The organism is Escherichia sp. 94.0001 (assembly GCF_013369155.2).
Lineage (GTDB): Bacteria > Pseudomonadota > Gammaproteobacteria > Enterobacterales > Enterobacteriaceae > Escherichia > Escherichia coli_F.
Window position 1 is genome coordinate 1 of sequence record NZ_JABWMS020000091.1, and the last position, 10,893, is coordinate 10,893.

At 52.7% G+C, this 10,893-nt stretch carries 9 protein-coding genes and 1 pseudogene; 3 read left to right on the forward strand and 7 right to left on the reverse strand.

The window, feature by feature from the left end:
* The 3 genes and pseudogenes from HEN33_RS26195 to amiD form a co-directional block, all read left to right on the forward strand.
* Positions 1–193: pseudogene (locus tag HEN33_RS26195) on the forward strand (pentapeptide repeat-containing protein); the annotation flags it as partial.
* A gap of 209 nt (positions 194–402) precedes the next feature.
* A complete protein-coding gene (locus HEN33_RS22765) occupies positions 403–726 on the forward strand; it encodes a heavy metal-binding domain-containing protein (RefSeq protein ID WP_001160732.1) in 324 nt (107 codons plus the stop codon).
* Positions 723–1,553, forward strand: a complete 831-nt coding sequence (gene amiD / locus HEN33_RS22770; protein ID WP_001550894.1) for an N-acetylmuramoyl-L-alanine amidase AmiD — start codon at positions 723–725, stop codon at positions 1,551–1,553. The genes HEN33_RS22765 and amiD overlap by 4 nt, the downstream gene beginning before the upstream one ends.
* On the opposite strand, the gene HEN33_RS22775 is transcribed toward amiD, so the two are convergent.
* The 7 genes from HEN33_RS22775 to lysO form a co-directional block, all read right to left on the reverse strand.
* Entirely contained in the window at positions 1,550–2,563 is a 1,014-nt protein-coding gene (locus tag HEN33_RS22775) for an NAD-dependent epimerase/dehydratase family protein (RefSeq protein WP_032183969.1), read from the reverse strand. The genes amiD and HEN33_RS22775 overlap by 4 nt on opposite strands.
* Positions 2,564–2,661: 98 nt before the next feature.
* The gene (locus HEN33_RS22780) at positions 2,662–4,092 is read right to left on the reverse strand and encodes a DUF2867 domain-containing protein (protein WP_176263379.1); all 1,431 of its coding nucleotides are present in this window, start codon (positions 4,090–4,092) and stop codon (positions 2,662–2,664) included.
* A gap of 10 nt (positions 4,093–4,102) precedes the next feature.
* A complete protein-coding gene (ltaE, locus tag HEN33_RS22785) occupies positions 4,103–5,104 on the reverse strand; it encodes a low-specificity L-threonine aldolase (RefSeq protein ID WP_000566406.1) in 1,002 nt (333 codons plus the stop codon).
* 37 nt (positions 5,105–5,141) lie between these two features.
* Positions 5,142–6,860, reverse strand: a complete 1,719-nt coding sequence (poxB, locus tag HEN33_RS22790; RefSeq protein ID WP_176263378.1) for a ubiquinone-dependent pyruvate dehydrogenase — start codon at positions 6,858–6,860, stop codon at positions 5,142–5,144.
* A gap of 132 nt (positions 6,861–6,992) precedes the next feature.
* Positions 6,993–7,961, reverse strand: coding sequence for an NADH oxidoreductase (gene hcr / locus HEN33_RS22795; RefSeq protein WP_176263377.1), 969 nt, complete (start codon positions 7,959–7,961; stop codon positions 6,993–6,995).
* Between the two features lie 11 nt (positions 7,962–7,972).
* Positions 7,973–9,625, reverse strand: a complete 1,653-nt coding sequence (hcp, locus tag HEN33_RS22800) for a hydroxylamine reductase (protein WP_000458799.1) — start codon at positions 9,623–9,625, stop codon at positions 7,973–7,975.
* Between the two features lie 143 nt (positions 9,626–9,768).
* The gene (gene lysO, locus HEN33_RS22805; protein ID WP_000491128.1) at positions 9,769–10,668 is read right to left on the reverse strand and encodes an L-lysine exporter LysO; all 900 of its coding nucleotides are present in this window, start codon (positions 10,666–10,668) and stop codon (positions 9,769–9,771) included.
* Between the last annotated feature and the right edge of the window lie 225 nt (positions 10,669–10,893).

Here is a 10,893-nt window from a genome sequence, read left to right on the forward strand (position 1 = left end):
GGATCGGGCATTTATTTACGAATTTGCAAAAATGATCTTTGCTTATATTAATGATAGAAGTCTTGAGGTTACATTACTTTCATGTTTTGCGGAGACCGATCAAACAAGAATTCAGAGCTATATTCCTCAGCCTCAAGATGCGGAAAAATTTTGGAATAATTTACAATATAAGGTGACTCTTCCCATTCATTAATGTTGCAGGTACAACATAATACAGCAGGTCAGCGCTATCCCATAATGAAACCAATATCGGGTTAGGAGACGGGTAATCGTAAAGGCATATGCGCTTATTTTTGACACAATGAGATGATTTCCTAAACTGATCAAAACCTTCTTCCCAACATGGCATATCAGCCCGATAATGCTTTGAGATCGAAGGATTAGCAAACAAGGAGATCGATCATGCAATTTTCTACAACCCCAACTCTGGAAGGCCAGACCATCGTTGAATATTGCGGTGTGGTGACAGGCGAAGCGATTTTAGGTGCCAATATTTTCCGTGATTTCTTTGCCGGTATCCGCGATATCGTTGGCGGACGCTCCGGGGCTTATGAAAAAGAATTGCGTAAAGCGCGGGAGATTGCCTTTGAGGAACTTGGTGAGCAGGCGCGGGCGTTGGGGGCCGATGCCGTAGTCGGTATTGATATCGACTACGAAACGGTCGGGCAAAACGGCAGTATGCTGATGGTTAGCGTCAGCGGTACGGCGGTGAAAACGCGTCGATGAGAAGAGTCTTCTGGCTGGTCGCCGCCGCTCTGTTACTGGCAGGGTGTGCCGGCGAAAAAGGCATTGTCGAGAAAGAGGGATATCAGCTTGATACCCGACGCCAGGCGCAGGCGGCGTATCCGCGCATTAAAGTGCTGGTGATCCACTACACCGCAGATGATTTTGATAGCTCGCTGGCGACATTGACCGACAAGCAGGTCAGCTCGCATTATCTGGTCCCTGCGGTACCACCGCGATACAACGGTAAACCGCGCATCTGGCAACTGGTGCCGGAACAGGAACTGGCCTGGCATGCGGGGATTAGCGCCTGGCGCGGGGCAACGCGTCTTAATGACACCTCTATTGGCATTGAGCTGGAAAACCGTGGCTGGCAAAAATCATCCGGAGTGAAATATTTTGCCCCGTTTGAACAGGCACAGATTCAGGCGCTTATTCCGCTGGCGAAAGATATTATTGCCCGTTATCACATCAAGCCGGAAAACGTAGTGGCGCATGCGGATATTGCGCCGCAGCGCAAAGACGATCCGGGGCCGTTATTCCCCTGGCAACAACTGGCGCAGCAGGGGATTGGTGCCTGGCCGGATGCGCAACGGGTGAACTTTTACCTTGCCGGGCGCGCGCCGCACACACCGGTAGATACCGCATCATTGCTGGAGCTTTTGGCGCGCTACGGTTATGACGTTAAACCTGATATGACACCGCGCGAGCAGCGGCGCGTGATTATGGCGTTCCAGATGCATTTCCGCCCGACGTTATACAACGGCGAAGCGGATGCAGAAACTCAGGCGATTGCCGAAGCGTTGCTGGAGAAATACGGGCAGGATTAGCGCGGCAGTTTTCCGTGGTCGCGTAGCCAGGCGGCAGTTTTCTCGATACCTTCATCCAGGGTGAGGACTGGTTGATAACCTAACTCTTCCTGCGCACGCGTAATATCCAGCGTAAAGTCAAAATTCAACTTGGAGACGCCGTAGTGGGTCAGGGGCGGCTCTTTTGCTGACTTGCGGCCTAAACGCTCCATGCTGCGGGCGATCATATCCAGCATCGGGTAGGGGACGGAACGAATACGACAGTCAATATTCAACTCGTCGATAAGTTTCTGCACGATGCTGCGTAGAGTGCGATGCTCGCCGTTGGTAATGTTATATGCTCGCCCGGAAGGCAGCTTATCGCAGGCTTCCTGACTTGCCAGCCACATGGCGTGCACGGCATTTTCATAGTACGTCATATCGACCAGCGCACTGCCGCCGTGTGGTAACAGAATGCTGCCGTAGTGGTGCATCATATGCGCCAGACGGGGAATAAAGACTTTATCGTGCGGCCCGAACAGACTTTGTGGGCGTAAAATAGTAAAGCGTGTTTGTGGATTCGCCTGCGAAAGCATATTGATCACTTCTTCGCTGGCCGCTTTGCTGCGGGCAAACTCGTTAGCGAAGCGGTGAGGGCGAAAATCTTCTTTAATATCGCGATGGTGGTGATAATCGAAGTACAGGGAGGGGGAAGAGATATGAATAAAGTTACGTACTCCCCAGGCGACAGCCCATTCACCCAGACGGCGAGTGGCGCGAACGTTAGCCAGATCGAAAGCCTGTTGTGTCCCCCACGGAGAGGTAAAGCTGGAGCAGTGCCACAACGTATCAATGCCTGCGAGCATCACTTTAGCTTGTGATGAGACCAGCTCGGTCAGATCCGCCGGAACAAACTCTGCGCCCATTTTTTCCAGCAATTTACCCATTGCCTCGTTGCGACCGGTCGCTCGCACGCTGATGCCTTTCTGGCACAAAAACTCTACCGCGTTTCGACCTAAGCCGCTGGTGGCGCCGGTAACCAGTACCTTCATATCAATCCACTGTTGTTGAGAAAATGACGTGCGCATTCTTCCGTGATTTCCCCCATGATGCAATGGGAAACATGAAAGAATAACGCAGGTTTTGTCGATTAATCTGTGCTTTGTTCTGCCAGTCTGGCGATTCGTTTTGCCATTCCGCGAAAAATAAACAGATGCGCGGGGATCATCAATAACCAGTAAAACAGCCCCGGCATACCGTGCGGATGCCAGAATGCGCGAACATCGATAGTACGATAGTCACCTTTATCTTCCAGGGTAAAACACAGTCGTCCCAGCCCCGGCGCTTTCATGCCAAATAACAGCGTAAGTTGTTTTTCCGGTTCAACGACAATCACTTTCCAGCTATCCACCGCATCTCCGGTCTGCAAATATTCACGCTCCGGGCGGCCTTTCGCCAGCTTATGACCGATCGCGCGGTCCATCAACGCCCGGGTTTGCCACAAAATATTGCCAAAGAAATAACGCTCTTTACCGCCGATTTGATTCACCACCTGCCATAAAGCCGCAAGGCTGGCGGACGTTTTAACGGTAAACCCCGCCTGTTTGGCGAAATAACCGTACTCCGGTCGCCAGCGGGCAAAGGCCTGAGCGTCGTATCCCCAGTCGCTGGAGTTGACCAGCTTTTCTTCTTCTTTCAACGTGCGACGTACCGCGTCATCGAAAGCGATCAGCCGTTGTGGGATGAGTGCACGTAGCGCGGTGTCATCCGCCAGCAGATCATGTTTCAGCCCCTGAATCAACGCTTTGGCGGTGGTTGGCGGTACGGAAGTAATCACATTGAGAAACCACACCGAAATCCAGCGGGTGGGAAAGGGGATGGGGATTAACCAGCGGCGCTTACCGCTCACCGCCATAAAATGTTCAAACTGTTGCTGATAACTGAGCACCTCTGGTCCGGCGGCTTCGAAGATGCGGTGTTCGCTGGCCGGATGATCTAACAGCGCCACCAGATAGTGCAGCAAGTTTTCCAGCGCGATGGGCGTGGTGCGTGAACGAACCCAGCGTGGCGGCGTTAACACTGGCAGGTTGTAGACCATATCGCGCATGACTTCGAACGCTGCTGAACCTGCACCAACGATAATTCCGGCGCGCAATTCGGTCACTGGGACACCCGCTTCACGAAGAATATCCGCCGTAGCCTGACGGGCGCGCAGATGGTCCGACTGCTCGTGAGGCGGGGCCTGCAATGAACTGAGAAAGATTAATTGTTTAACCGGTGCTTCGCGCAGCGCATCGCGGACGTTAAGAGCTACCTGGCGTTCCTGAGCGATAAAATCACCGCCTTCGCCCATGCTGTGCACCAGAAAATAGACGGTATTGATATTCTGCAACAGGGCCGGAAGGTTATCCGGCCAGCTGAGATCGACTTTATGGCAACTGACGTTTGCCAGTTGCAGTTTTGCAAGCCTGTCGACGTGACGTGCTGCCGCCAGGATCTGATGCCCTTGTTGGCTGAGCGCGTGCACCAGATGCTGACCAATATAGCCACTGGCACCGAGAACTAAAATGCGTTGCGGCACGTCTCTCTCCTTAACGCGCCAGGAAAGCGCGCCAGTGGGCTGCGACTTCTGCCAGTTGTTCACGCGAGACATCAAGATGGGTTACCAGGCGGACAATCGGCGAGGCGTTAATCAGTACGTTTCTCGCTTTCATGTATTCGCCTAACGCGGCAGCATTTTCTTGTCCGACGCGAACAAACAGCATATTGGTGTCCTGACGCATCACATCCGCGCCTGCTTCACGCAACTGCTCCGCCATCCAGGCTGCGTTGTCGTGGTCTTCCTGCAAGCGTGCGACGTTATTTTTCAGCGCATACATCCCTGCGGCAGCCAGAATGCCGGATTGACGCATCCCGCCGCCAGTCATTTTCCGCCAGCGGATGGCGCGTTTAATGTAATCACGATTGCCGACCAGTAATGAACCGACTGGCGTACCAAGACCTTTCGACAGACAAATGGTGAACGAATCACAATATTGCGTGATCTCTTTCAGTTCGCAGCCGTAAGCCACCACGGCATTAAAGATGCGCGCCCCGTCAACATGCAGTGCCAGATTGCGCTCGCGAGTAAATTCCCATGCTTCTTTCAGGTATTCCCGCGGCAGCACTTTTCCATTGTGGGTGTTTTCCAGACTGAGTAATTTGGTGCGGGCGAAATGGATATCGTCGGGTTTGATTTTCATGGCGACTTTATCCAGCGGTAGCGTACCGTCGGCGTCAGCATCGATGGGTTGCGGCTGAATACTGCCCAGCACCGCTGCGCCACCGGCTTCAAACAGATAGTTATGCGCGGCCTGACCGACAATATACTCTTCGCCGCGCTCGCAGTGACTGAGCAGAGCGACCAGGTTGGCCTGAGTGCCGGTAGGCAGAAAAATGGCGGCTTCTTTCCCGGAAAGCTCTGCCGCATAGTCCTGCAGAGCATTAACGGTAGGGTCGTCTCCGTAAACGTCGTCCCCAACCGGGGCGGCCATCATTGCTTCGAGCATGGCGCGGCTCGGTCGGGTAACGGTATCACTGCGTAAATCAATCATGGCATGTCCTTATTTATGACAGGAAATGCCACCCTTTTTACCTTAGCCAGTTCGTTTTCGCCAGTTCGATCACTTCGTCACCGCGTCCGCTGATGATTGCGCGCAACATATACAGGCTAAATCCTTTGGCCTGTTCGAGTTTGATCTGCGGCGGAATGGCTAACTCTTCTTTCGCAACTACCACATCCACCAGCACCGGGCCGTCGATGGAAAAGGCGCGTTGCAAGGCTTCATCGACTTCAGCGGCTTTTTCTACGCGGATGCCCGTAATACCGCACGCTTCAGCAATGCGGGCAAAGTTGGTGTCGTGCAGTTCGGTGCCGTCAGTCAGGTAGCCTCCGGCTTTCATCTCCATCGCCACAAAGCCCAGCACACTGTTGTTAAAGACGATAATTTTTACCGGCAACTTCATTTGTACCACTGAGAGAAAATCGCCCATCAACATACTGAAACCGCCATCACCGCACATGGCGACCACCTGTCGTTCCGGCTCGGTTGCCTGCGCGCCCAGCGCCTGAGGCATGGCATTAGCCATTGAACCGTGGTTAAACGAACCTAACAGGCGGCGCTTGCCGTTCATTTTCAGATAACGCGCCGCCCATACCGTTGGTGTGCCGACATCACAGGTGAAAATGGCGTCATCGGCAGCAAAATGGCTAATTTGCTGCGCCAGATATTGTGGGTGAATGGCTTTCTCACTCGGTTTAGCTAAATCGTCCAGCCCTTTGCGGGCATCGCGGTAATCTTCCAGCGCTTTATCCAGAAATTTGCGATCGGTTTTTTCTTCCACTAAAGGCAGCAATGCACGCAGAGTCGATTTGATATCACCGACCAGTGCCATATCCACCTTACTGTGCGCGCCGATGCTGGCCGGGTTGATATCAATCTGAATAATTTTGGCATCGGTCGGGTAGAACGCACGGTAGGGGAATTGGGTGCCGAGCAGCACTAACGTGTCGGCGTTCATCATGGTATGAAAACCTGACGAGAAGCCGATTAATCCCGTCATTCCGACACCATACGGATTATCGTATTCGACATGCTCTTTACCGCGCAGGGCATGAACAATTGGCGCTTTAATTTTTCCGGCAAACTCGACGAGCTCTTTATGCGCCCCCGCGCAACCGCTGCCACACATCAGAGCGATATTGCTGGAGTAACGCAGCAGTTGCGCCAGTTTGCGTAACTCTTCCTCTTCTGGGCTGACGACTGGTTGTGGCGCATGATACCAGTGCGTGGTTGCCCCTTCCGGAGCCGGTTTTAACGCCACGTCGCCCGGTAACACGACAACGGAAACGCCACGGTTTAGCACCGCTTTACGCATAGCAATCGCCAGCACTTGTGGGATCTGCTCCGGGCTGGAAACCAGCTCGCAATAATGGCTACATTCGCGGAATAACTCTTGCGGGTGGGTTTCCTGGAAATAGCCGCTGCCAATTTCGCTGGAAGGGATATGAGCGGCAATTGCCAGTACCGGAACGTGATTACGGTGACAATCGAACAAACCGTTGATTAAGTGCAGGTTGCCAGGTCCGCATGATCCGGCGCAGACCGCCAGTTCTCCGCTAAGTTGGGCTTCAGCGCCAGCGGCAAAGGCCGCCACTTCTTCATGACGGGTGGACATCCACTCGATGGTGCCCATGCGATTAAGACTGTCGCTAAGACCGTTCAGAGAGTCGCCCGTCACTCCCCAAATGCGTTTTACCCCTGCTGATTCGAGTGTTTTGGCGATATAAGCTGCAACCGTTTGTTTCATGGTTCTCCATCTCCTGAATGTGATAACGGTAACAAGTTTAGTTCATCTGACGGAGGGGGAAGAGATGGGAGAAAAATGAGGCACTAACGGTTAAACTGCCCGATGACAGGTATATCATCGGGCATAATACGATTATGCGAGAACCAAATCCCCCTGCGGATGGCAGGAGCAGGCCAGTACATAACCTTCTGCGATTTCGGCGTCGGTCAGCGTCATTGTGCTACTCACCGTATATTCACCGGAAACCACTTTCGTCTTACAGCAGCCGCAAACACCTGCACGGCAGGCGGCGACAACCGGAACTTTGTTGCTTTCCAAAGCCTCCAGCAGTGTGGTGCCAACAGGTGCGTAAAATTCTTGCGCCGGTTGCAGTTTGGTGAATTTCAGACCGCTGGTTGCTGCTTCCGCCACTGGCGTAAAGAACTTCTCTTTAAAGAAACGCGTCACGCCGAGCGCTTTCACTTCCTGTTCTACCCAATCCATATACGGAGCCGGGCCACAGGTCATTACAGTACGCGAGGCTAAATCAGGAACGCGGGCCAGCAGTTCGCGAGTCAGGCGTCCGGCAACGAATCCCTCGGTAACATTATTTTCCGCCACCAGTGTCACCGGGTAATTACGCCACTCATCCGCGAAAATGACATCCTGCGGCGTACGCACGTTGTAGATCACCTGCACATCCGCCTGCGGGCGATTTTTCGCCAGCCAGCGACGCATCGACATAATCGGCGTGACGCCGCAGCCAGCCGCCAGCAACAGGAATTTATCTTCTGCTTTATCGTCGCAGGTAAATTCCCCCATCGCGTCTGAAAGCCAGAGATAATCACCGCGTTTTACATCGCGGGTCAGCCACTGGGAACCGACACCGTCATCAATCCGCCGCACGGTCAGAGTGATGTATTCACTCACGCCTGGTGTGGAGGAAATGGTGTAAGCACGCAGCGTTTCCGCTGAGTTTCGCACGCTGACCAGCGCATATTGCCCGGCGCGATACGGGTAGTAATCGTGGCAAATCAGGGAAATCGTCCACACATCCGGCGTTTCTTGCGTAATGTGATGAACCTGCATCCGCCACGGGCATTGATTGGTTGGCATCGTCATCGACAAACTCCTTACGCGCTCAACAGTTGCTTCATATCTTCTTCAACAGTGGTGATAGAACGCAGGCCGAATTTCTCGTTCAGTACCGCCAGCAGGTCTGGCGTCAGGAAGCCAGGTGCAGTCGGGCCGGTAACGATATTTTTCACGCCCAAAGAAAGCAGCGTCAGCAGAATAACAATCGCTTTTTGTTCGAACCAGGAGAGTACCAGCGACAACGGCAGATCGTTGACACCGCAGCCCAGTTTTTCTGCCAAAGTGACAGCCAGAATAATCGCTGAGTAAGCATCGTTACATTGACCAGCATCTACCAGACGCGGCAGACCTTCGATATCGCCGAACTCAAGTTTGTTAAAGCGATATTTACCGCAGGCGAGAGTCAGGATCAGGCAGTCATCTGGTACGCTGGTGGCGAAATCGGTGAAGTAGTGGCGCTCGCCGCGTGCGCCGTCACAGCCACCAAGCAGAAAGATATGACGCAGTTTTTCACGGCTCACCAGATCAATCAGCGTATCCGCCGCGCCAAGCAGCGTCTGACGACCAAAGCCCACGGTGATCAGGTGCGGAATTTCGCTGTACGGGAAGCCCGCCATTTGTTGTGCCTGGGCAATAACTGCTGAGAAATCATCACCATCCAGATGACGCACACCCGGCCAGCCAACGATGCTGCGGGTCCAGATACGATCGTCATAAGCCCCTACGGTTGGGTCGATGATGCAGTTCGAGGTCATCACGATAGGTCCAGGGAAGCGAGCGAACTCTACTTGCTGATTCTGCCAGCCGCTGCCGTAGTTACCGACCAGATGCTTGAATTTACGCAGCTCCGGGTAGCCGTGGGCAGGCAGCATTTCGCCGTGAGTGTAGACATTAACGCCCGTGCCTTCGGTCTGTTCCAGCAAGTTGTAGAGATCTTTGAGATCGTGACCGGAAATCAGAATGCATTTACCCGCCGTCGCTTTGACGTTGACCTGAGTTGGCGTCGGGTGACCGTATTTACCGGTTTCGCCTGCGTCCAGAATGCTCATCACTTTGAAGTTCATCTGGCCGATTTCCATGGAGCACTCGAGAAGTGCGTTCATATCGGCAGGCCAGGTACCCAGCCATGCCATGATTTTATGGTACTGGGCGTAAATATCGTTGTCATATTGACCGAGAACGTGCGCGTGTTCCATATAGGCGGCAGCACCTTTCAGGCCATACAGGCAGAGCAGACGCAGGCCGAGAATGTTTTCGCCAATCGCTGCTTTATCTTTATTGGGAGTAAATTCCGCCGCCTGACGTTGCAGCTCGCCGAGATCGTCACTCACCAGTTGCAGGTCAGCCATCGGGTTATCGACGTGGGCGTTGGCATCTACAGCCAGGCACTGTGCTTTCAGCGCCTCGCGCAGGGCAATTGCTTCACGAGCGTAGCCGACAATACGCGGAGAATCGAAGTTAACGTTAGTCAGGGTTGAGAAAAATGCGCGCGGCGCGAAGCTGTCTACATCGTGGTTGATGATGCCGTATTCACGCGCTTTTACCGCCCAGGCCGAAAGCCCTTGCAGCGCCGCAATGAGTAAATCCTGAAGGTCAGAGGTTTCCGCCGTTTTACCACACATCCCCTGCGCGTATGAGCAGCCGTTTCCTGCCGGAGTACGGATAGTTTGTTCACATTGCACACAAAACATGATCACACCTTTTAAAGTTATATTTAATATACATGTTTAAGATTAAGACGCTTAACACGGGGATAAAAGGGATTTTTCATGCAACTTTAAGGGAGATTGATTTAGCGCAATTTTGGCGGCAGGGATCTACCGCCAGAGAGGTATTACGCGGAGAAAAAGGCGATGAGGATAGGTACTAACAGGCTGAGAATAAAACCGTGAACAATCGCCGCCGGGACCATATCCAGCCCGCCAGTACGTTGAAGAACGGGCAGGGTGAAATCCATCGAGGTTGCACCGCATAAGCCCAGTGCAGTCGAGCGGCTACGGCGAATCAGCCCAGGGATCAACATAATAGCAATCAGCTCACGGGCCAAATCATTAAAAAACGCCGCGCTCCCGATTACCGGACCAAAAGATTCGGTCAATAAAATACCGGAAAGAGAATACCAGCCGAAACCGGAAGCCATTGCCAGCGCGGTATTGATGGGAAGATCAAGAATAAAGGCGTTAATTAAACCACCAATTAAAGAACTGGCCACCACCACCACAGCGACAATCATTCCCCGGCGATTAAGGACAATCTGCTTTAAGGTCATGCCATTATTGCGCAACTGAATACCGACGAGGAAAAGTAGCAGAATTAACGTGTATTCGCTCGCTTCCGTAGCGTGTTGTAAGAAACCTAATCCGCTAAGGCCAATAGCAAAGCCAATCACCACCACACCGCAGAGCTTGAGGGACTCCAGCGCCATCGCAATACGTGACGGGAGTTTTTCTTGCTGATGGTGGTTGCGCCACGGTAGGCCTCGCTCCAGCCACATCAGGGCGGCAATATTACACAGTAAAATAACGGTAATACTGACGGCGGAATAATGCAGAATCGCCAACAGGTTACTGGCGAGGTTATCGAGAAACGCCAGACTGATACCCATAAAAAAGAGAATAAGGTAAACCATCCAGCTTAATAGCTGATTAATAACCTTTAATGCAGCTTTTTGGCGAAGCGGAATGAGGTAACCCACAATCAGGGGAACCAGAATGATTAACAGCCCAGAAAACATGAAAAACCAGTCCTTGCAAAGAAAGAAGTCGAAATGCGCGATGACACACTACTGAAAGCGGAAGGACGAGTAAAGTTGCAATTAAAAGGAAATGTTATGCATAAGGATCGGTAGGGTATTCATTTTCATTTAAAGATATTCTTGCGCTTTAATTACAAACCGCACCGGTGTTGGTGGCGTCAAAATCGCCGAGGCGTTCCCTGAAGGCCGGGGCAGCCCACATGG

What these genes read in the sequence shown, in the direction of transcription:
- hcr (WP_176263377.1), bottom strand. Translation starts at nt 7,961, where the DNA reads ATGACGATGCCAACCAATCAATGCCCGTGGCGGATGCAGGTTCATCAC.
- poxB (WP_176263378.1), bottom strand. Translation starts at nt 6,860, where the DNA reads ATGAAACAAACGGTTGCAGCTTATATCGCCAAAACACTCGAATCAGCA.
- lysO (WP_000491128.1), bottom strand. Translation starts at nt 10,668, where the DNA reads ATGTTTTCTGGGCTGTTAATCATTCTGGTTCCCCTGATTGTGGGTTAC.
- hcp (WP_000458799.1), bottom strand. Translation starts at nt 9,625, where the DNA reads ATGTTTTGTGTGCAATGTGAACAAACTATCCGTACTCCGGCAGGAAAC.
- amiD (WP_001550894.1), top strand. Translation starts at nt 723, where the DNA reads ATGAGAAGAGTCTTCTGGCTGGTCGCCGCCGCTCTGTTACTGGCAGGG.
- ltaE (WP_000566406.1), bottom strand. Translation starts at nt 5,104, where the DNA reads ATGATTGATTTACGCAGTGATACCGTTACCCGACCGAGCCGCGCCATG.
- HEN33_RS22765 (WP_001160732.1), top strand. Translation starts at nt 403, where the DNA reads ATGCAATTTTCTACAACCCCAACTCTGGAAGGCCAGACCATCGTTGAA.
- HEN33_RS22775 (WP_032183969.1), bottom strand. Translation starts at nt 2,563, where the DNA reads ATGAAGGTACTGGTTACCGGCGCCACCAGCGGCTTAGGTCGAAACGCG.